This window comes from Streptomyces carminius, assembly GCF_002794255.1.
Taxonomy (GTDB): domain Bacteria; phylum Actinomycetota; class Actinomycetes; order Streptomycetales; family Streptomycetaceae; genus Streptomyces; species Streptomyces carminius.
In genome coordinates this window covers 257273-278219 of the sequence record NZ_PGGW01000019.1, presented here as the reverse complement: position 1 = coordinate 278219, position 20947 = coordinate 257273, and the positions used below count along the sequence as shown (strand labels likewise).

Here is a 20947-nt window from a genome sequence, read left to right as displayed (position 1 = left end):
GACACGGGTGGGGAGGACGCACATGGGGTGGACGCTCCTCCACATCGCGTTCGGTGCTGTCGCGGTGTGGCTGCTGGCCGAGGTGCTGCTGCAGTACAAGGCGCGGCTGCGCTGGCGGCTGCTGGCCTTCGGCGGGTTCGCCATGGTGGTCGTCGGTGTGGAGCTGGCGCCCTCGCTTCCCCTGATCGCACTGGGCGCAGCCGCCTTCGCGGTCGGTCAGACCTTCGTCACGCTCTCCTACCGGCGCGGCTTCACCGCGGGCTGGGCGATCGGCGGTCTGCCGGGAGTCGGCAGCCGCCGGGAGGTGCGGCCCATGCCCCCGGAGGAGGCCGGACCGCAGCTGGAGGTCACCGACCTGCGCGTGGAGGAGACCGCGGAGGGGGCCGGGGAGCAGTCCGCCTACCGGCCGGAGCCGCTGCCCGACGACACCGGCCAGTACGGCGTCTACGCGCGGGAGCCGCAGCCCGGCGAGCAGGAACCCGGCGAGCGGTACGCCGAGTACGGCACGGCGGACGGCACCGGTGGCGGGCAGGACGGCTACGGCGGCCAGTACGGCTACGGCGGGTACGGCACCGGTGGCGGGCAGGACGGGCAGTACGCCGCGGCCGGCGACTCCGGATACCCCGGCTCGTACGGCGACGGCACCGGGATGCCCGGGCAGCCCGCCTACGACGACCTGTACGCGACCGCGGCGGACTCCTCCCAGGCCGCGCAGGGATACGCCCCCTACCCCGACTACTCGGGCGGCTACGACACCGGCGGCTACGGCACCGGCGGCTACGGAGCCGGCTACGGCGCCGACCCGTACGCCGGCGCACCGCAGCAGCCGTACGGCCAGAACCCGTCCGACGTCCCGTCCGGCGAGGTGTGGGTGCCGCAGCAGCGCGACACCGAGCCCCAGCCCCAGCCCCAGCCCGGGCAGGACGGCTACGGCGGCCAGTACGGGTACGGCACGGGTGACGGCTACGGGGACCAGTACGGCCAGGGGCCCAACGGGGAGGCCGGATACGACACCTCCTCCGGCGCCGGCTACTACTACGGCGACCAGTCCCGCTGGTGACCCGCCGCGGGCGTCCGCCCGCGGCACACCGCGAGGGCGGGCGTTCTCACCGCGAGCCGCGCCAGCCGTCCCCCTTGACCACCAGCCCGGCCACCAGCGCCCCCGACATCCCGGCGTGCGCCAGCCCGCCCCCGGGATGCGCCCAGCCCCCCGCCCGGTACAGCCCGGGCAGCGGTGCCCGGTTGGCCGTCCGCAGGAAGGCGCCGTCCGCCCCGGCCAGCGCGGGGGCGGGCACCGCGCCGCCCGGTGCCCCGGTCTCCCGCTCGGTGTCGGCCGGGGTGCGCACCTCCCGCCACAGCAGCCGCCCGCCCAGGGCCTCCCCGGCGGCGTCCACGGCGGCCAGTGCCTCGTCGGCGAGGCGTTCGGCCGCTCCCGGCGCCGTCCAGTCCACCGCCCCCGGCCACTCCGGGGCCGTCAGCACGGCACCGGGCGGGGCCGCCCCGGCCCGGTGCGGGGGCACGGTCACCGACAGCACCGCCGACTCGTGTCCGCCGTCGGGCACCAGTGCCGGATCGCCGGGCCGCAGCACGGTGACGGTCCGCACCGCCTTCCCGGGGGCGGACAGGTGCACCACGGTGCGGTGTGCGGTGCCGGCGGGCCGGGCGCCGCGCAGCGCGAGGAGCACCGTCAGCCGTCCCGGGGCGGAGCCGGGCCCGCGGTTCCCGCCGTCCTGCGGGTCCCCGGGGGCGTCCGGGGCCTCGTACAGCGACCGGGAGCCGGTGCCGCAGACCACGGTGTCGGCCGCCATCCCGGTCCCGTCGGCCAGCTCCACCCCGGCGGCCCGGCCGTCGGCCACCGTGATCCGGGAGACGCCGGTGCCGAAGCGGAACTCCACCCCGCGCGCCAGGCACCGCTCGTGGACCGCGTCCGCCAGCGCGCGCAGCCCGCCGGCGACGTACCAGGTGCCGAAGGTCTGCTCCAGGTACGGCAGGACGACGGCGCTCGCCGGTGCCGTGCGCGGGTCGAGGCCCCAGCCGAGCACACAGCTCTCCAGCAGCGCGGCCGGCCGCGGATCGCGCAGTTCGGCGCGGACCGCCCGGCCGAAGGTGGTGGCGCGGCGGCGCAGCGGCCCGTACCGCCGCGCCGGATACGGGTCGCGGCCCAGCGCCGCCCGGTCGGCCGCGGCGGTCAGCGGTTCCTCCAGCAGCGGGCGGCGGGTGGTCTCCCACACCTGGCGGGCCCGGACCAGCAGCTCGCTCCACCGCTCACCCGTGCCCGCGCCGAACGCGGTGTCCAGGGCGCCGGTCACCCGCGCGCGGGAGCCGCCCGGCAGGACGACGCCGGTGCCGTCGGCCAGGACGTGCCGCACGGCCGGCTCCACCCGTTCCAGCCCGACGCACTCCTCCAGCGGCTCCCGGCCGGTCTTGACGAACAGGTCGCGCCAGACGGCGGGCAGGTGGAGCAGCCCCGGGCCGGTGTCGAAACCGAACCCGTCCCGCTCGTGGCGCCGTACCGCGCCGCCGTAGGTGTCCGACCGCTCGCACACCGTCACCCGGTGGCCCGCCGCGGCCAGCCGGGCGGCGGCCGCCATGGCGCCCATACCGGCGCCGATCACCACAGTCCGTGCCATGGGGAGGGACTCTAGTCGGGTGGCGGTAACAGCTTCGGGGCGCCGTACGCAGAAGGGAGTGGAAGCGCCTGAGTACGGTTCTGAGTAGCTGTGCGGATGGGCTTCGGACGGCGTGGACGGCAGAGTCGGAGACGACGGGCACTACCGCACCGCACCGCCGGCACGGGGCGGCGGAACGGGGCGTGGCCGTCCGTGGGGGAACGCTCGGGGAACCACGGGGGACGGAAGCGGGCGGCACGGCCTACAGGCCGGGCCGCCCGCTTCCGCCGTTCCGGTCCGCGCCGCGGCGGTCCCGTGCCTCCCGTGCGCCCCGGTGCCTCTCGCATCCCGGTGCCTCTCGCGCCCCGGCGTCCCGGCGCGCCGGGACGGTACGTCAGGGTAACGCCCCGGGTTCGGGCAAAGCCCTGTGAAGGGACGTCTGCCCAGGTCAGAGTCGATTGTCAGTGGCATGCGCAACGATGTTCCCATCGTGACCAGCACACGCGTGCACAGTCAGACGACGACAGGAGGTTCGCCATGAACGGGCCCCCGAAGGATGTCCACCCCGTGCTGCGCCGGGCCGCGGCCCCGCCGGCCGCACTCGACCTGCTCGCCCAGGCACAGCACGGCCTCGACGAGGCCGCGGAGCTGGAGCACTCCAACGACCGGTACGCCGCCGCGCACCTCGCCGCCCTGCGCACCGCCGCCGCGGTGCTCGCGGTGCGCGGCCGGCCGGAGTCCACCGCCCGCGCCAGAAAACGCATACGCAGCGCCTGGGAGGTCCTGCCCGAGGTGGCGCCCGAGCTGGAGGAGTGGAGCCGGCTGTTCGCCGCCGGGGCGCCGAAGCGGGCCCGGGCCGAGGCGGGTATCGCGGGCGCGGCCAGCAGCCGGGACGCCGAGGAGCTGATGCGCGACGCCGGGATGTTCCTGCGGATCGTCGAGCAGATGCTGGTGCAGCAGCCCGCGCTGCCGCACTCCAGGATCGCCCAGGAGGAGTCGGCGGGACGGTCCGGCCGGGCAGGGCTGCGGGGCCGGGAGGACCCGGAGCTGCGCGCGGGCTGAATGCCGCCGGGGCAGTGGGGGGCAACGGGGCGGGCCGGGCGGCTCCGGCCGCGGTGACGCAATAGGCTGGGCCGGCCAGCGTCCCGCAGCCGCCGAGGAGCGTCCGCCATGTCTCGCCCCCATACGTCCCTGCGCACCGCCGTCGTCTGGGAAGTGCTGCGGGAGGCGCTCGACGACCGGGCCAAGGCCGCGGGAAGGGATGTCCTGGACATCCTGGACACCGGCGGCGGCACCGGGAACTTCGCCGTCCCCGTGGCCCGGCTCGGCCACCGGGTCACCGTGGTGGACCCGAGCCCGGACGCGCTGTTCGCACTGGAGCGGCGCGCGACGGAGGCGGGCGTACCCGACCGGGTGCGCGGGGTGCAGGGCGACGCGCACGGGCTGTTCGACGTGGCCGAGCGCGGCGGCTACGACATGGTGCTGTGCCACGGGGTCCTGGAGTACGTGGACGACCCGGCGGAAGGACTGCGCAACGCGGCGGCCGCGCTGCGGCCGGAGGGCGGCACCCTGAGCGTGCTCGCCGCGGGACTGGGCGGCATGGTGCTCGCCCGTGCCCTGGCGGGGCACTTCGCCGAGGCCCACCGGGCGCTCACCGATCCCGACGGGCGGTGGGGCGGCGGCGACCCGGTGCCCCGGCGTTTCACCCCCGAGCAGCTCACCGCCCTGGTCACCGCCAACGGACTGGAGGTCGGCGCGGTTCACGGGGTGCGGGTCTTCACCGATCTGGTGCCGGGCGCCCTGGTGGACACCGACCCGGGCGCGGCCCGGGCCCTGGCCCGGCTGGAGGAGGCCGTGGCCGAACTGCCCGCCTTCCGGTCCGTGGCGGCGCACCTCCATGTGCTGGCGCGTACCGGCTCCGGCCCGGCGGCGGGCTGACCGGAGTCCAAAGGAGGCGGCCGCACACCGCGCGCACGGCGGGAGGCCCTTCCGGAGTGCGTGCGGTAGGCCACAGACGACCCGAACGGCCGCTTCCCGCCGTATGATCGAGGGACACCTTCCCGGCATGACGGCCCGGCGGCGGGGGAATGAGTCCACCACCGCCTTCCGGCATCTCGGTCCCGGTGGCACGAACTGGTGTAGAGGGGCGGGTTTCACGGGGGCGGATCCCTGCCTATCCTTGAAGGGTCGCATCCGGTCGCCCCCGCGACCGACGAGTAGGAGGACTCCGTGCCGCTCTCTGAGCACGAGCAGCGGATGCTCGAGCAGATGGAGCGAGCGCTGTACGCCGAAGACCCCAAGTTCGCGACAGCGCTCGAGGGAAGCGAGCTGCGCACGTACACCCGGCGACGGGTCTACCAGGCGGTCGCGGGCTTTCTGGTGGGCGTCGCGCTCCTCATGGCGGGGATGGTCGCGCAGCAGGTCGTCGTCAGCGTGCTGGGCTTCCTCGTCATGCTCGGCTGCGCCGTTCTCGCGGTGACCGGCTGGCGTAAGGCGCCCAAGCCCGGTGAGCAGCACCAGGAGGCGGGCCGGCCGGCGCATTCCCGCAGGCAGGGACGGCCGCGCCGCTCGATGATGAACCGTATCGAGGAGCGCTGGCAGCGCCGCCGCGACGAGCAGCAGTGAGGGACGGCGGCAGGGATCGAGCCGTGCCGGCCACCGGCGGACGGTGACGGACCGGATGTGACGGGTGAGGGGCCCTCCACACAGTGGAGGGCCCCTCACCCGTCACATCCGGTCCCCCGCCGGTTTCCGGGGGTGCCCGCGGGCACCCCCGGAAACCGGCGGGTCAGGCCCGCTGCCGTGACGGCCGCAGCCGTGCGACCGTCCTCCGCAGTGCCCCGCCGTACCGTTCGGCCACCGCCGACCAGCGATCCGAGACCGCCCACACCATGCGTACGGCCGACCGCGGCAGCAGCCGGGCCCGCAGCCGCGCCCGGCGCCCGGCGGCCTCCCGGAGCCCGTCCCGCACCCGCCGCACCTCCTCGGCCAGCCCTTCCGCCGACCGCGGCTCGGGGGCGTACAGCGCCCGCTCCACCGCCGTGGCCAGCCGGTGTGCCGCCTCGGCCGCCTCGCCCTCCAGCCTGCCCAGCCGTACGATGCGCGCCGCGGTCATCCGCGGCGTGGCGGACTCCTGGGGGAGGATGCCGTGGTCCCAGGCGGAGTCGACCGTCTCCCGCCAGGCGGCGAGCGTCCGGGTCCCGGGGTCGGGGCCGCCGCCCATGCGCCGGGACCGGACCCGGCGCCGCCACAGTCCCGGCAGTGCCACCAGGCCCGCCAGCAGCGCCAGCAGCCCCGCCGCCGTCAGCACCGGCGTCCCCAGACGCAGCAGCGAGTCCGCGAGGGAACCGCCGGAGGAGCCGTCGTCCCCGGCGGGGGCCGCCGGGTCGCAGGCCCCCTGGGCCCGCACGTCCACGGGGCACTCCGCGCTCCGCGACGGGAGGGGAAGCGGCTCGGCCTCGTCCTCGGGCAGCGGCGCCGGAACGCTCGGCCGGTCGACGGGGGGCAGATCGGGCCGGGTGTACTCCGGGACGTTCCCGCGGCTCGGGGTGGGCTCGAAACGGGTCCAGCCCACGCCCTCGAAGTACAGCTCGGGCCAGGCGTGCGCGTCCTGCAGCCCCACGGTCATCCCGCCCTCACCGTCCGGCTGGCCCGGCGTGAAGCCCACCGCGACCCGGGCCGGGATGTCCAGGGTGCGCGCCATCGCGGCCATGGAGAAGGCGAAGTGGACGCAGAAGCCCTCCCGGTCCTCCAGGAAGCGGGCGATGGCCTGACTGCCGGTGCCGGCCTCCACCTCGGTGCTGTAGCGGAAGCCGCCCCGGGCGGCGAACCAGTCCTGGAGCATGACCGCCGCCGCGTAGTCGTTCGGGGCCCCCCGGGTGACCCTCCGTGCCGTCTCGGCGACCACCGGCGGCAGCGAGCCCGGCACCTCGGTGTACTCCGCGCGCAACGCCGCCGAGGGCTCGGGCGCCTCGGCGAGCTGCCGCGCGGTCGGCTGCACCACCAGACTGGTCACCTGGTACCGCGCCCCCCGGGTGGTCTGGCCGCGGTCGCCCACCACGGTGCGGCCCTCCGGCTCGAAGCGCCACCGGCCGCCGATGCGCACCTCGTCGGCCGGGTACGGCATGGGAAGCCAGCTCTGCGCGTACCAGTCGGCGGCCCGGACGATGGTGGTGACCTCGTCGGTGCGGACGTCCCCGGACAGCCCGGGCACCGGGGGGAGGAACTGCGGCAGCTCGGTGATCCGCCGCTCCGACGGCCGCCACGCGGCGCCGTCGAACTCGTCCAGCGCCACGATCCGCAGATACATGTCCGAGGTGCTCTCGGCGTCGGTCCGGTAGGTCAGCACGGTGCGGTTCTCCGGCTGCTGCAGGCTGTTCTCCAGCGCGACCAGCGGATTGACCGCCGAGACCGTGCCGCCGCCCGGTCCCCGCCCGCCGCGGGCGGTCTCCAGCAGCCCGCCGCTCAGCGACGGCAGCGCGGCCGGGGCGACCAGGGCGACACCCAGGGCGACCGCGCCGATCCGCCGCCCGGTGCGCAGCGGCGCCACGGCGGAGTCGTCCGCCCGCCAGCCTCCCGGCTCCGCGCCGATGCCCGCGGGCCGGTCCGTGCCGTCCCGGCCGCCGCCTCGGCCGCCGAACACCCGGCCCCACTGGGACAGCCGGTCCCGGCCCTCCGCGAGGAGCAGCAGCAGGTAGCCGGAGGCCGCGCAGAGGAACCACAGCCAGCGCACCCCCTCCCGGGGAGCCAGCCCGGCCGCCACGGAGTACAGGGCCAGCAGCGGCAGTCCGGCCGGGGCCGCGCTGCGGTACGTCACGGCCAGCGCGTCGACCAGCAGGCCGATGACGACCACCCCGCCGACCAGCATCAGCCGGATGCCGTCGGTGACCGGGGCCGGGATCGAGAACCGGCTGACATCCGCGGTGCCCTGCGTCAGCAGCGCGCCGAACGCCTCGAAGGCGTCGGGGCCCGGCACCACCCCGAACAGGGCCTCCCGCCGGACGAAGACGAGGGTGAGCAGCAGCAGCGTCACCAGTGCCTGGATCCCCACCACCGCCCCGCCGGGGAGCGGCCTGCGCCGGGCCGCCGCGCCCACCGCCGTCTGGATGCCCAGCAGCAGGGCTGCCTGCGCCAGCCAGCCCACCGGGCCGACCAGCGGCAGCAGGGCGCATGCCGAGGCCAGTGTGGCCACCCAGGCGCACAGCGCCAGCCGTGCCTGTCCGCTCATCACCGTCGGCCCCTCCTCACCTTTCTCTCACCCGCTCGCCGGCTCGTCCACGGGACCGCCCGCCGGACCGCCCGCCTTCGGGCCGCTCGCCGGCGGTCCGAAGGCGCCGCCCGGCACCTCCGCCTGCCGCCACAGCCGGGGCAGCGGCTCGGCGGGGGTGTACGGCAGCACCGCCCAGCCCGCCTCGGACAGCAGCCGCTGCTGTTCCTCCTCGGTGCTCCGCGCCCGCAGCCCGCGCGGGACCAGGGCCACCGCGCCGTCGGCACGCTGCCGCATCCGGCAGGCCAGTACCGTCTGCTCCTCGTCCGTCATGCCGAGAAAGGCGACCAGCAGTCCCTCGTGCCCGCCGCCGCTGCCGCCGCGCAGTGCCTCGTAGGCCCGGGCCAGACCCGGCTCGCCGGAGTGGTCCACCACCGCGAGGGTGTCCATGATCAGCCCGGCGGTGTCCGAGGAGCCGCCCTCCAGGCTGCCGCCGTCCGGGCCGGGCACCGAGGCGCCGGTGTCGGTCAGCAGCCGTACCGCGTATCCCCGCTCCAGCAGATGGGCGGCGACCGAGGCGACGCCCGAGACCGCCCACTCGAACGCCGAGTCCGGGCCGGAGCCGGTCCAGGCCGACCGGCGGGTGTCCAGCAGCACCGTGCAGTGCGGTTTGCGCGGTTGTTCCTCGCGGCGCACCATCAGCTCGCCGTGGCGGGCGGTGGAGCGCCAGTGCACCCGGCGCAGGTCGTCACCGCGCCGGTAACCGCGCGGGATCACGTCGTCCTCGCCCGCCGTCGCCAGCGAACGCTGCCGTCCCTCGCCCCAGCCGCCGGTGTCGCCGCCCAGCCGCACCGGCGGCAGCGGCTCGGTCAGCGGCACGACGGTGAGGAGGTCGTACGAGCTGAAGGACCGGGTCAGCTCCACCATGCCGAAGGGGTCGGTCAGGCGCAGCTGCAGCGGCCCCAGCGGGTAGCGCCCGCGCAGGTCGGAGCGGATCCGGTAGGAGACCTCACGGCGGCCGCCGGGCTCCACCCGGTCCAGGACGAAGCGGGGGCGCGGCCCCAGCACATAGGGCACCCGGTCCTGGAGCATCAGCAGCCCGGTGGGCAGCCGCGAGACGTTCTCCAGCCGCAGGTGCACCCGGGCCTCGGAACGGGCGGAGACCCGGGAGGGGGTCAGCCGGCGGGAGGCCGCCACCCGGTGCCGGGTGCGGTGCAGGACGGCCACGCACACCAGGGGCAGCGCGGCCAGCAGCATGCCCACCCGCAGCAGGTCGCCCTGGCCCAGCAGATAGGCGCAGACCGTCGCCGCGGCCCCCGCGGCCAGGAAGGAGCGCCCCCGGGTGGTGAGCCCGCCGAACGCGGTGCGCAGCGGGCCGTGCCGCCGCCCGGTACGCGCGGCGTCGTGCCCGGTGTCCCGGCCCGGGCTCCGGCCGGGACCGGTGGCGGTGCCACCGCTGCCGCCCCAGCCGCCGTCCATCAGTAGCCCCGCTGGGGCGGGCGGCCGTACAGCGGGGGCTGCGGGGGCGCCTCCCGGGGGTGTGCGGCGGGCACCGGCACCCGCTGCAGGATCTCGGTGACGATCTGCTCGGCGGTGCGCCCGCTCAGCCGGACCTGCGCGGTGGGCAGCAGCCGGTGCGCCAGGACGGGGACGGCCAGCCCCCGTACGTCGTCGGGCAGGACGAAGTCCCGCCCGTCCAGGGCCGCCGTCGCCTTGGCCGCCCGCAGCAGGTGCAGGGTGGCCCGGGGGGAGGCGCCCAGCCGCAGCTCGGGGTGGCTGCGGGTGCCCGCCACCAGCTCCACCGCGTACCGGCGGACCGGTTCGGAGACATGGATGCCGCGCACGGCCTCCGCCAGCTTGGCGATCTCGTGGGCGTGGGCGACCGGCTCCAGGTCGTCCAGCGGGGAGAGGCCGCCGTGCACGTCCAGCATCCGCAGTTCGGCCTCCGGGCTGGGGTAGCCGATCGAGACCCGGGCCATGAAGCGGTCGCGCTGGGCCTCGGGCAGCGGGTAGGTGCCCTCCATCTCGACCGGGTTCTGGGTGGCCACCACCATGAACGGGTCGGGCAGCTCGTAGCTGTGTCCGTCTATGGTGACCTGCCGCTCCTCCATCGACTCCAGCAGCGCCGACTGGGTCTTGGGGGAGGCGCGGTTGATCTCGTCGCCGATCACGATCTGGGCGAAGATGGCGCCCGGCTTGAACTCGAACTCCTGCCGCTGCTGGTCGTAGACGCTCACCCCGGTGATGTCCGACGGCAGCAGGTCGGGCGTGAACTGGATCCGGCGCACCGAGCAGTCGACGGATCTGGCCAGGGCCTTGGCGAGCATGGTCTTGCCCACCCCCGGCACGTCCTCGATCAGCAGATGGCCCTCGGCCAGGAGTACGGTCAGCGAGAGCCGTACGACCTCCGGCTTGCCCTCGATCACGCTCTCCACCGACCGGCGCACCCGGTCCACCGTGGCGGTCAGATCGCTGAGGCTCGCTCGCTCGTCATAGGTCGTCACCCGGCCCTCCTCGGCCCGTTCCACGGACCGGCCGCCCCAGGCGGCCGACCGGCCCCATTCCGTCCCGCGGGCCCCCCGGCCGCGGGGGACCCGCGGGGATGGAGCCGGCACTCAACCATTCTTCACGTACACAGGCTTACGCGTCACGGTTCCCGATCGTTCGCCGGGCCGTCCGCGGGATCGATCTCCCGCAGCAGGCCCGTGGTGACGTCGAAGACGAAGCCGCGCACGTCGTCGGTGTGCAGAAGGAACGGAGAAGTACGTACCCGTTCCATCGACTGCCGCACATCCTGGTCCAGATCCCGGAAGGACTCCACGGCCCACGAGGGCCGCTGGCCGACCTCCAGCTCCAGCTCGTGCCGGAAGTCCTCGGTGAGGTTCAGCAGGCCGCAGCCGGTGTGATGGATCAGCACGACGGAGCGGGTGCCCAGCGCGCGCTGACTGATGGTCAGTGAGCGGATGACGTCGTCGGTGACCACACCGCCGGCGTTGCGGATGGTGTGGCAGTCGCCGAGGTCGAGGCCGAGCGCGTCGTGCAGGTCGAGGCGGGCGTCCATGCAGGCGACCACGGCGACCTTCAGGACCGGCCGGGCGTCCATGCCCGGGTCGGTGAAACCGGCCGCGTAGTGCCGGTTGGCGGAGACGAGTCGGTCGGTGACCGACTTTTCACGGGAAGACGGTGGCATGGTACGACCGTAACCGGACCGTGCCCGCGTGGCCCGTGGCGGGGCCGGGCAAAGCCGGTCATCGCACCACAGGTGTGACGCACGCCACACACCGGGTGCGGAGCGCGCCGCCCGGCGGGCGTCTCCGGGCCGGCGGCCGCCCGCCCGGAGCGGCCGTGACGCGCCTGACCAGTTGGTTGACCGGGCGAACCAGTGGACTAAAGTGACGCGGAGTGGGAGTCGGGGCACTCTGCCGAGCTCCCTCCGGAACCGACATCCCGCGTGTGCCCTGCGCACACGTACGGCCGTGTACGGCACCGGCCTCCTCCCGCTCCCGGCCGGGCGGCACAGTCCTTCCCGGCCGCCGTCCCCCTTTCCCCTTTCCGAGCGGGTGGGACCGGGCCGTACGGGCCGGCTCAAGGAGAGCCCAGTGAGCACCAACGAGCGGCACGTCCCGGTCATGCTCCGGCGCTGCCTGGACCTGCTCGCCCCCGCCCTGGAGCGGCCCGGCGCGACGGTCGTGGACTGCACCCTGGGACTGGGCGGCCACAGCGAGGCGCTGCTGTCCGCCTTCCCCGGGCTGCGGCTGATCGGTCTGGACCGCGACCCGGCCGCCCTTGAGCTGGCCCGTGAGCGGCTGGCGCCGCACGGGGACCGGGCCACCCTGGTGCACGCCGTCTACGACGAGCTCCCCGCGGTACTGGCCCGCCTGGGCGCCCCGCGGGTCCAGGGGGTGCTGTTCGACCTCGGGGTCTCCTCCATGCAGCTCGACGAGGCCGGACGCGGCTTCGCGTACGCCCGGGACGCGCCCCTGGACATGCGGATGGACCAGAGCCGGGGCGTCAGCGCCGCCGAGGTGCTCAACACCTATCCGCCGGGGGAACTGGTGCGCCTCCTGCGCGCCTACGGCGAGGAGAAACAGGCGAAGCGGATCGTCGCGGCGATCGTGCGGGAGCGCGAGAAGGAGCCCTTCACCACCAGCGCCCGGCTGGTGGAGCTGATCCGGGCGGCACTGCCGCAGGCCGCCAAGCGCACCGGGGGCAACCCGGCCAAGCGGACCTTCCAGGCGCTGCGCATCGAGGTCAACGGGGAGCTCGCCGTCCTGGAGCGGGCGCTGCCGGCGGCCGTGGCCGCGCTGGCCCTGGGGGGCCGGATCGCGGTGCTCTCGTACCACTCGCTGGAGGACCGCCTGGTCAAGCAGGTGCTGGCGGCCGGCGCCGCCGGCACCGCGCCCCCCGGTCTGCCGGTGGTCCCCGAGCGCTACCAGCCCCGGCTGCGGCTGCTCACCCGGGGCGCGGAGCTCCCCGGCGAGGAAGAGGTGGCCGGGAACCGCCGTGCCGCCCCCGCCCGGCTGCGTGGCGCCGAGCGCATCCGGGAGGAGTCCTGAAGGAGACGCCGAGGCCGCCGGAGACACCGGGCACGCCGAGGAAACAGCCGAAGGCGGAGCCGGGAGCAGGAGCGAGGACGGGGGCGAGGGCAGTGCCGGGAACAGGGCCGGGAACAGGACCGGGAGCGGGACCGAGGCCGCCCGGGACAGGGCCGAAGGCCCGGAAGACGGTCGCGGCGGACCGGGGGCGCACCGCCCCCACACCGCAGCAGCGGCTGGCCCGGCTGGCGCGGCTGGCGCCCGCCGGCAGCCCCGCCGGCCCGGCCCGCACCCCCTTCGTGCTGCTGGTCGTGGTGCTGCTCGGCTCCGGGCTGCTGACCCTGCTGCTGCTCAACGCCGCCGTCAACCAGGGCTCCTTCGAGCTGGGCGAACTGGAGAAGCGGACCGAGGAGCTGACCGACGAGGAGCAGGCCCTCCAGCAGGAGCTGGACTCCTACTCCGCCCCCGGCAGCCTGGCCGAGAAGGCCCGCGAACTGGGTCTGGTGCCCGGCGGGAACCCCGCCTTCATCCTCCCGGACGGCACCGTCCGCGGTGCCCCCTCCCCGGTCCCCGGGGCCGTTCCCGGCGCGGACGGGCAGGGAGAGCGGCCATGAGCGACCGACCGCGCCGCACCCCCGGCCCACGCCCGGCGCCCGGCGCCGGAGCCCGTCCCCGCCCGTCCGCCCGCCCGTCCACCCGTACGCCCGCCCGCGCGCCCGCCCGCCCGTCCCGCCCCGGTGCGCGGGGAACCGTCCGGCTGAGCAGCCACCGGCCCCGGCTGCGGCTGTTCGGACTCCTGTTCACCCTGGTGATGCTGGCCTTCACGGTGCGGCTGCTCCAGGTGCAGGCCGTGGACGCGGGCACCTACGCGGCCAAGGCCGACGTCAACCGCTACGTCACCGTTCCGATCGCCGCCGAGCGGGGCACCGTCACCGACCGGAACGGCGTGGCGCTGGCCACCACGGTCGACGCCTACGACGTCACCGCCGACCCGTACCTGTTCACCCCCGAGCAGGCGAAGGTGCCCGACGCCCCCGCCCAGGCCGCGGAGCTGCTCGCCCCCGTCCTCGGGGTGGCCGAGGAGACGCTCACCGAGCGGCTGTCCCGGCCGGACACCCGCTATGTCGTCCTGGCCCGGCAGCAGTCCCCGCAGGTCCGGCGACAGATCACGGACCTGCGGCAGGTCCTGGCCGAGCGGCAGGGCTCCGGCGGGACCCGCAACGTACTGGCCGGGGTGTACTTCGAGGAGCACGCCAAGCGGGTGTACCCGGGCAAGCGGCTCGCGGCCGGGGTGCTCGGCTTCGTCACCGCGGACGGGACGGGCGGCGGCGGACTGGAGGCGAAGTACGACGAGACGCTGGCCGGGCAGGACGGCAAGATCACCTATGCCCAGTCCGGCGGCCGCCGGGTCCCCACCGAGGAGGTGCGCGAACAGCCCGCCCGGCCCGGCTCCGACGTGGAGCTGACCCTGGACCGCGACATCCAGTGGGCCGCGCAGCAGGCCATCTCCGAACAGGTCGAGAAGTCGCAGGCCGACCACGGCTACGTGGTCGTCCAGGACGTCCGCACCGGTGAGATCCTGGCCATGGCCAACGCGCCCGGCTACGACCCGAACGACCTGTCGGGCGCCACCGCCGACCGGCTGGGCAACCCCGCCGTGCAGGACGCCTTCGAGCCGGGCTCCACCAGCAAGGTGATGTCCATGGCGGCGGTCCTGGAGGAGGGCGCGGCCACCCCCGACACCCACGTGGTGGTGCCCAACCGGCTGCCGCGGGCCGACCGCAGCTTCGCGGACGACCACGACCACCCCACCCTGTACCTCACCCTCAACGGGGTGCTCGCCAAGTCCAGCAACATCGGCACGATCCTGGCCGTCGAGCAGCTCGGTGACACCCAGCCGGAGGCCAACCGGGTGCTCCACTCGTACCTGCGGAAGTTCGGCATGGGGCAGCGGACCGGCCTGGGCTTCCCCGGCGAGACCTCCGGCATCCTCGCCGACCCGGAGGACTGGAACGCCTCCCAGCAGTACACCATCCCCTTCGGCCAGGGGATGTCGGTCAACGCCGTCCAGGCGGCGTCGGTCTACTCCACCGTCGCCAACGGAGGTGTACGCGTGGCGCCGACCCTGGTGCGGGGCACCACCGGGCCGGACGGCCGGTGGCGGCCCGCGCCCAAGCCGGAGCGGACCCGGGTGGTCGGTGAGAAGACCGCGCGGACGCTCACCACCATGCTGGAGTCCGTGGTGGCCGACGCCGAGGGAACCGGCACCGCCGCGCAGATCCCCGGCTACCGGGTGGCGGGCAAGACGGGCACCGCCAACCGGGTGGATCCCGCCACCGGCCGCTACAACGGCTACACCGCCTCCTTCGCCGGGTTCGCGCCCGCCGACGCCCCCCGCGTCACCGTCTACTGCGCCGTGCAGAACCCCAAACAGGGCAGTTACTTCGGCAGCCAGGTGTGCGGCCCGGTGTACCAGCAGGTCATGAAGTACACCCTCAAGGCCCTCCGCATCCCGCCCACCGGCGAGAAGGCCCCCCGGCTGCCCCTCACCTTCAAGCCCGGAGAATGACCGGAAAGCGACCTGTGAGAACCAGAACAGAACCCCCGTGGAACCCCGCCGGCACCACCGGCGGGCCCCCCGCCGAACCCGGTACCTCGCTTCGCGGCACACCGGGCGGGCCCGGTACGCTCACCGCCGTGCCACAAGCTGATCAGACCCCTTCCCCGCCCCCGGTCCCGCCCCGCCCGGAGCGGGTCCGCCCCGTCCCGCTGGCGGAGCTGGCCCGGCTGCTGGGCGCCGCCGTCCCCGAGGGCAACGCGGCCGTCACCGGCATCACCCACGACTCGCGCGCCGTACGCCCCGGCGACGTCTACATCGCGCGTCCCGGCGCCCGCTTCCACGGCGCGGACTTCGCCGCCTCGGCCGCCCGGCTGGGCGCCGTCGCGGTGCTGACCGACCCGACGGGCACCGGGCGGGCCGCAGCCACCGGCCTGCCGGTGCTGACGGTCGGGGACCCGCGCGAGGTGATGGGCGCCCTGGCCGCCGCCATCTACGGCGACCCGGGCCGGGACCTGCTGCAGATCGGCATCACCGGCACCTCCGGCAAGACCACCACCGCCTACCTCATCGAGGGCGGGCTGCGCGCGGCGGCGAAGGAGGGGGAACCGACCGGGCTGATCGGCACGGTCGAGTCCCGCATCGGCGACGAGCGGATCAAGTCCGAGCGGACCACCCCGGAGGCCACCGAGCTTCAGGCGCTGTTCGCCGTGATGCGCGAGCGCGGGGTCCGCTCGGTGGCCATGGAGGTCTCCAGTCACGCACTGGTGCTGGGCCGGGTGGACGGCTGCGTCTTCGATGTCGCCGTCTTCAACAACCTCAGCCCCGAGCACCTGGACTTCCACTCGGACATGGAGGACTACTTCCGGGCGAAGGCGCAGCTCTTCACGGCGGCGCGGTCCCGCGCCGGTGTGGTCAACATCGACGACGAGTACGGACAGCGGCTGGCAGCCGGCGTCAGCGAGGTCCCGGTCACCACCTTCTCCGCCGAGGGCCACCCGGACGCCGACTGGCGCGCGCGGGACGTGGAGGTCGGTCCGCTCGGCTCCACCTTCACCGTCGTCGGGCCCGGCGGCGAGACCGTGCGGGCCGCCGCACCGCTGCCCGGCCCGTTCAACGTCTCCAACGCGCTGGCGGCGATCACCGCGCTGGTGGCCGCCGGGATCGACCTGAAGACCGCGGCCGAGGGCGTCGCCGCGGTGCCCGGCGTGCCCGGCCGGCTGGAGCGGGTGGACGCCGGCCAGCCGTACCTGGCGGTCGTGGACTACGCGCACAAGCCCGACGCCGTGGAGTCCGTCCTGCGTGCCCTGCGCAAGGTCACCGGGGGCCGGGTGCACGCGGTGCTCGGCTGCGGCGGCGACCGGGACCCGCACAAGCGGCCCGCGATGGGCGCGGCGCTGGCCCGGCTGGCCGACACCGCCGTCCTGACCTCCGACAACCCGCGCTCGGAGGACCCGCTCGCGATTCTCGCCGCCATGCTCGCGGGCGCCGCCGAGGTACCGGTCCACGAGCGCGGCACCGTGCTGGTGGAGGAGGAGCGCGCCGCCGCCATCGCCGCCGCCGTCGCCCGGGCCGAGCCCGGGGACACGGTGCTGGTGGCGGGCAAGGGCCATGAGCGGGGCCAGGACATCGCCGGGGTGATCCGCCCCTTCGACGACCGCGAGGTGCTGCGTGCGGCCGTCGAGCGCCGGCTGGCCGCCCGCGACCGGGAAGCCGGCACGGCCGGGGAGCCCGGCCCGGCCGGAGACACCGAAGGAACCGAAGGAACCGTGGAGAACACGCCGTGATCCCGATGACCCTCGCAGAGATCGCGGACGCCGTCGGTGGCCGGGTCCACGACGTGCCGGACGGGGCGGCGGTACCGGCCGTCGCCGGTCCCGTCGTCCGGGACTCCCGGGAGGTACGGCCCGGCTCCCTGTTCGTCGCCTTCGCCGGTGAGCGGGCCGACGGCCACGACTTCGCCGCGCGGGCCGTGGCCGACGGCGCGGCGGGCGTACTGGCCGCCCGGCCGGTCGGCGTCCCGGCGGTCGTCGTCGACGACGTGCTGACCGCCCTGGGGGCGCTGGCCCGCCATGTCACGGCACGGCTGGGCACCACCGTCGTCGCCCTCACCGGCTCGGCGGGCAAGACCAGCACCAAGGACCTCATCGCCCAGCTCCTGCGGCGGCTCGGACCCACCGTGTTCACGCCCGGCTCGCTCAACAACGAGATCGGCCTGCCGCTGACCGCGCTGAGCGCCGAGGAGGGCACCCGCCATCTCGTCCTGGAAATGGGTGCCCGCGGCATCGGCCACATCCGCTACCTGACCGGGCTGACCCCGCCGCGCGTCGGCGTGGTGCTCAACGTCGGCTCCGCGCACCTGGGCGAGTTCGGCGGCCGCGAGCAGATCGCGCAGGCCAAGGGCGAACTGGTGGAGGCCCTGCCCCCGGCCGAGGAGGGCGGGATCGCCGTCCTCAACGCCGACGACCCCCTGGTGCGGGCCATGCGGGCCCGCACCGACGCCCGGATCGTCCTCTTCGGCGAGTCCGCCGACGCCGACGTCCGCGCCGGGAATGTCCGGCTCACCCCGAAGGGGCAGCCCGCCTTCACCCTCCACACCCCCACCGGGTGCGGGGAGGTGACCATGCGCCTGTACGGTGAGCACCACGTGTCGAACGCGCTCGCCGCGGCGGCCGTCGCCCACGAGTCGGGCATGTCCGCCGAAGGGATCGCCGAGGCGCTCTCCGCCGCGGACACGCTCTCCCGCTGGCGGATGGAGGTCACCGAGCGCGCCGACGGCGTGACCGTCGTCAACGACGCGTACAACGCGAACCCCGAGTCCATGCGGGCCGCACTGCGCGCGCTGGTCGCGATCGCGGGCGGTGACGCCGTGGGGGAGGGGCGTCGCACCTGGGCGGTGCTCGGTGAGATGGCCGAACTCGGCGAGGAGTCGCTGGCCGAGCACGACGCTGTCGGGCGGCTCGCCGTCCGGCTCAACGTCAGCAAGCTCGTGGCGGTGGGTGGCCGGGAGGCCGCCTGGCTCGACATGGGCGCCAAGAACGAGGGTTCGTGGGGTGAGGAGTCGGTGCACGTGTCCGACGCTCAGGCGGCAATCGACCTGTTGCGCGACGATCTGCGGCCGGGGGACGTCGTCCTGGTGAAGGCGTCCAGGGCGGCAGGCCTGGAGAAGGTGGCGCTCGCGCTGGTCGAGGGCAGGGGTCTCCCCGCCGAAGGTAGGGGAAAGGTCGCCGACCGATGATGAGGCAGATCCTCTTCTCCGGGGTCATCGGGCTCTTCCTGACCCTGGTCGGCACACCGCTGCTGATCAAGCTGCTGGCCCGCAAGGGCTACGGGCAGTTCATCCGCGACGACGGCCCGCGGGACCACCACAGCAAGCGCGGCACCCCCACCATGGGCGGCATCGCCTTCATCCTGGCCACCCTGATCGCCTACGCCCTCACCAAGGTCATAACCGGCCAGCCGCCGTCGTTCTCCGGCGTGCTGGTGCTGTTCCTGATGGCGGGCATGGGCCTGGTCGGCTTCCTCGACGACTACATCAAGATCGTCAAGCAGCGAAGCCTGGGCCTGCGCGCCAAGGCCAAGATGCTCGGCCAGCTCATCGTCGGCATCGCCTTCGCGGTGCTGTCGCTGAACTTCGCCGACGCCCGCGGCCAGACCCCGGCGTCCACCAAGCTCTCCTTCACCGAGGACTTCGGCTGGTCGATCGGGCCGGTGCTCTTCGTCATCTGGGCGCTGTTCATGATCCTGGCGATGTCCAACGGCGTGAACCTCACCGACGGCCTCGACGGCCTGGCCACCGGCGCCTCGGTGATGGTCTTCGGCGCCTACACCTTCATCGGGGTCTGGCAGTACCAGGACTCCTGCGCCATCACCGGCAGCCCGAGCTGCTTCGAGGTACGTGATCCACTGGACCTGGCGGTCGTCGCCTCCGCGCTGATGGGCGCCTGCTTCGGCTTCCTGTGGTGGAACACCTCGCCCGCCAAGATCTTCATGGGCGACACCGGCTCGCTGGCGCTGGGCGGCGCGCTGGCCGGGCTGGCCATCGTCTCCCGCACCGAGCTGCTGCTGGCCCTGCTCGGCGGTCTGTTCGTCCTGATCACCATGTCCGTCGTCATCCAGGTCGGCTCCTTCCGGCTGACCGGCAAGCGGGTGTTCCGGATGGCACCGCTCCAGCACCACTTCGAACTCAAGGGCTGGAGCGAGGTGCTGGTGGTGGTCCGCTTCTGGATCATCCAGGGCATGTGCACCATCGTCGGCATCGGCCTGTTCTACGCCGGCTGGGCGGCCGGGAAATGACGGCCGGTCACCCCGTCGGCGGGCGGTTCGCCGGGAAGCGCGTCACCGTCGCCGGTCTCGGCGTCTCCGGAATTCCCGCGGCCCGGGTGCTGCGGGAACTGGGCGCGGAGGTGACGGTCGTCAACGACGGCGACGACGAGCGCGCCCGGCGGCAGGCGGCCGAACTGGAGGAGTCGGGCGCCACGGTCCGCCTCGGCGACGGCGCCACCCTGCCCAAGGGCACCGAACTGGTCGTCACCACCCCCGGCTGGCAGCCGGACAAGCCGCTGTTCGCGGCGGCCGCCGAGGCCGGGGTGCCGGTGTGGGGCGATGTCGAGCTGGCCTGGCGGCTGCGCGGCCCCGGGGCCGCGCCCTGGCTGGCGGTCACCGGCACCAACGGCAAAACCACCACCGTACGGATGCTGGCCTCGATCCTGACGGCCGCCGGCCTGCGCACCGCCGCCGTCGGCAACATCGGTGTCTCGCTGCTGGACGCGGTCCTCGGCACGGAGCCGTACGACGTGCTCGCCGTGGAGCTGTCCAGCTACCAGCTCCACTGGTCGGCCTCGGTGCGGCCCCACTCGGCGGCGGTGCTCAACCTCGCCCCCGACCATCTGGACTGGCACGGCTCGATGGAGGCGTACGCCGCCGACAAGGGCCGGATCTACGAGGGCAACGAGGCCGCCTGCGTCTACAACGCCGCCGACCCCGCCACCGAGGAGCTGGTCCGCCGGGCCGACGTCGTGGAGGGCTGCCGGGCGATCGGCTTCACCCTCGGCACCCCCGCCCCGTCCCAACTGGGCGTGGTGGAGGGCGTCCTGGTGGACCGGGCGTTCGTGGCGGACCGGCACCGGCAGGCGCAGGAGCTGGCCGAGGTGGCGGACGTGAACCCGCCCGCCCCGCACAACATCGCCAACGCCCTGGCCGCCGCCGCCCTCGCCCGTGCCTTCGGGGTGGAACCGCGGGCCGTGCGCGACGGGCTGCGCGCCTTCCGGCCCGACCCGCACCGCATCGAGCACGTCGCCGAGGTGGCGGGGGTGGCCTACGTCGACGATTCCAAGGCGACCAACACCCATGCCGCCGAGGCGTCGCTGAACGCCTACGACCCGGTGGTGTGGATCGCCGGGGGCCTCGCCAAGGGCGCGACCTTCGACGAACTGGTGGCCGGGGCGGCGAAGCGGCTGCGCGGCGCGGTGCTGATCGGTGCCGACCGTGCCCTGGTCCGTGCGGCGCTGGCGCGACACGCCCCGGATGTTCCGGTCGTCGACCTCGACCGGACCGACACTGGGGCGATGGCGGCGGCGGTCCGCGAGGCCGCCGGGCTGGCCCGCCCCGGGGACACCGTCCTCATGGCGCCGGCCTGTGCCTCGATGGACATGTTCACCAACTACCACGCGCGCGGCGAGGCCTTCGCCACCGCCGTCCGCGAGCTGGCCGCCGGCCGGTCCGCGGAGCGGGAGCACTGACCCGCCGGCCCCCGCTCCGCGGACCGGCCGGCGCGGGAGAGCAGGAGGGGACGTTGACTTCTCCCCCCGGGGCGGGGGGACCCGGCCCTCGCGGGCCGGTCCTTCCGCCCCGCCGCCGGCCGCCGGTTCGCGCCGACGGCCGGGACCGGCGCGCCGTTCACCGGTCCCGCACCGGATCCGCGCACCCGGCGGCGTCCCGCCGGTCCGGCGGCGGCAGCCGGCCCGCCCGGAGGCCGAACCGCCCTTCCCCGGCCGGCTCCGCGGAAGTCCGTTCCTCCCCCGCGCGCGGGGGACGCCCC

General features: G+C 75.1%; 16 protein-coding genes. 11 read left to right on the top strand and 5 right to left on the bottom strand.

Annotated elements, in window-relative coordinates; genetic code table 11:
* Positions 1 to 22: 22 nt before the first annotated feature.
* Positions 23 to 1060: a hypothetical protein gene (locus tag CUT44_RS07535; protein WP_199185642.1), complete on the top strand. Its 1038-nt coding sequence runs from the start codon at positions 23 to 25 to the stop codon at positions 1058 to 1060.
* Positions 1061 to 1106: 46 nt separating this feature from the next.
* Here the strand turns inward: CUT44_RS07535 and CUT44_RS07530 are convergent, their stop codons facing one another.
* Positions 1107 to 2630 carry a phytoene desaturase family protein gene (locus CUT44_RS07530; protein WP_199185641.1) on the bottom strand — a complete coding sequence of 508 codons (1524 nt, stop codon included), beginning with the start codon at positions 2628 to 2630 and terminating at the stop codon, positions 1107 to 1109.
* Positions 2631 to 3146: 516 nt separating this feature from the next.
* Between CUT44_RS07530 and CUT44_RS33880 the strand changes: the two genes are divergently transcribed.
* The 3 genes from CUT44_RS33880 (at position 3147) to CUT44_RS07515 (ending at position 5234) form a co-directional block, all read left to right on the top strand.
* Positions 3147 to 3671: an SAV_6107 family HEPN domain-containing protein gene (locus CUT44_RS33880; protein ID WP_158239574.1), complete on the top strand. Its 525-nt coding sequence runs from the start codon at positions 3147 to 3149 to the stop codon at positions 3669 to 3671.
* A 108-nt stretch (positions 3672 to 3779) separates the two neighbouring features.
* A complete protein-coding gene (locus tag CUT44_RS07520; protein ID WP_100201373.1) occupies positions 3780 to 4547 on the top strand; it encodes a methyltransferase in 768 nt (255 codons plus the stop codon).
* Positions 4548 to 4838: 291 nt separating this feature from the next.
* Entirely contained in the window at positions 4839 to 5234 is a 396-nt protein-coding gene (locus CUT44_RS07515) for a DUF3040 domain-containing protein (protein WP_100201372.1), read from the top strand.
* A gap of 163 nt (positions 5235 to 5397) precedes the next feature.
* On the opposite strand, the gene CUT44_RS07510 is transcribed toward CUT44_RS07515, so the two are convergent.
* The 4 genes from CUT44_RS07510 to CUT44_RS07495 all read right to left on the bottom strand — a co-directional run bounded on the left by CUT44_RS07510 (position 5398) and on the right by CUT44_RS07495 (position 11005).
* Complete coding sequence (locus CUT44_RS07510) at positions 5398 to 7836, bottom strand: transglutaminase TgpA family protein (protein WP_100201371.1); 2439 nt, start codon at positions 7834 to 7836, stop codon at positions 5398 to 5400.
* A gap of 27 nt (positions 7837 to 7863) precedes the next feature.
* Positions 7864 to 9294 (bottom strand): DUF58 domain-containing protein, encoded by a 1431-nt coding sequence (locus tag CUT44_RS07505; RefSeq protein ID WP_100201370.1) that lies wholly within the window; start codon positions 9292 to 9294, stop codon positions 7864 to 7866.
* A complete protein-coding gene (locus CUT44_RS07500) occupies positions 9294 to 10319 on the bottom strand; it encodes an AAA family ATPase (protein WP_100201444.1) in 1026 nt (341 codons plus the stop codon). Before CUT44_RS07500 ends, CUT44_RS07505 begins: the two co-directional genes overlap by 1 nt.
* A 143-nt stretch (positions 10320 to 10462) precedes the next feature.
* Positions 10463 to 11005 carry a beta-class carbonic anhydrase gene (locus CUT44_RS07495; RefSeq protein ID WP_100201369.1) on the bottom strand — a complete coding sequence of 181 codons (543 nt, stop codon included), beginning with the start codon at positions 11003 to 11005 and terminating at the stop codon, positions 10463 to 10465.
* Between the two features lie 409 nt (positions 11006 to 11414).
* On the opposite strand from CUT44_RS07495, the gene rsmH reads away from it, so the two are divergent.
* From rsmH to murD, 7 genes are all read left to right on the top strand, one after another.
* On the top strand, positions 11415 to 12371 hold the full coding sequence (gene rsmH / locus CUT44_RS07490; protein WP_100201368.1) for a 16S rRNA (cytosine(1402)-N(4))-methyltransferase RsmH: 957 nt from the start codon (positions 11415 to 11417) through the stop codon (positions 12369 to 12371).
* Positions 12372 to 12463: 92 nt separating this feature from the next.
* A complete protein-coding gene (locus CUT44_RS07485; protein ID WP_233221283.1) occupies positions 12464 to 12964 on the top strand; it encodes an FtsB/FtsL family cell division protein in 501 nt (166 codons plus the stop codon).
* Positions 12961 to 14919: a peptidoglycan D,D-transpeptidase FtsI family protein gene (locus CUT44_RS07480; RefSeq protein ID WP_100201367.1), complete on the top strand. Its 1959-nt coding sequence runs from the start codon at positions 12961 to 12963 to the stop codon at positions 14917 to 14919. The genes CUT44_RS07485 and CUT44_RS07480 overlap by 4 nt, the downstream gene beginning before the upstream one ends.
* Complete coding sequence (locus CUT44_RS07475) at positions 14916 to 16694, top strand: UDP-N-acetylmuramoyl-L-alanyl-D-glutamate--2,6-diaminopimelate ligase (protein ID WP_100201366.1); 1779 nt, start codon at positions 14916 to 14918, stop codon at positions 16692 to 16694. Before CUT44_RS07480 ends, CUT44_RS07475 begins: the two co-directional genes overlap by 4 nt.
* The gene (locus CUT44_RS07470; protein ID WP_100201365.1) at positions 16691 to 18145 is read left to right on the top strand and encodes a UDP-N-acetylmuramoyl-tripeptide--D-alanyl-D-alanine ligase; all 1455 of its coding nucleotides are present in this window, start codon (positions 16691 to 16693) and stop codon (positions 18143 to 18145) included. Before CUT44_RS07475 ends, CUT44_RS07470 begins: the two co-directional genes overlap by 4 nt.
* Positions 18145 to 19203 (top strand): phospho-N-acetylmuramoyl-pentapeptide-transferase, encoded by a 1059-nt coding sequence (mraY, locus tag CUT44_RS07465; RefSeq protein ID WP_100201364.1) that lies wholly within the window; start codon positions 18145 to 18147, stop codon positions 19201 to 19203. The genes CUT44_RS07470 and mraY overlap by 1 nt, the downstream gene beginning before the upstream one ends.
* Positions 19200 to 20648 carry a UDP-N-acetylmuramoyl-L-alanine--D-glutamate ligase gene (gene murD, locus CUT44_RS07460; protein ID WP_100201363.1) on the top strand — a complete coding sequence of 483 codons (1449 nt, stop codon included), beginning with the start codon at positions 19200 to 19202 and terminating at the stop codon, positions 20646 to 20648. The genes mraY and murD overlap by 4 nt, the downstream gene beginning before the upstream one ends.
* The last annotated feature ends 299 nt before the right edge of the window (positions 20649 to 20947 follow it).